Annotated in this window: 1 rRNA gene; it reads left to right on the top strand. The window is 56.6% G+C overall.

The features are described from left to right. A 16S ribosomal RNA gene (locus tag ACTHSL_RS14065) occupies positions 1-244 on the top strand; the annotation flags it as partial.

Raw genomic sequence — 244 nt, forward strand, 5'->3', positions numbered from 1 at the left:
TACTGGGCGTAAAGCGTGCGTAGGCGGTTGGTTAAGTCTGTCGTGAAAGCCCTGGGCTCAACCTGGGAATGGCGATGGATACTGGCCAGCTAGAGTGTGATAGAGGATGGCGGAATTCCCGGTGTAGCGGTGAAATGCGTAGAGATCGGGAGGAACATCCGTGGCGAAGGCGGCCATCTGGATCAACACTGACGCTGAGGCACGAAAGCGTGGGGAGCAAACAGGATTAGATACCCGGGTAGTC

Source organism: Neisseria sp. P0008.S010 (assembly GCF_051962715.1).
Classification (GTDB): domain Bacteria; phylum Pseudomonadota; class Gammaproteobacteria; order Burkholderiales; family Neisseriaceae; genus Neisseria; species Neisseria elongata.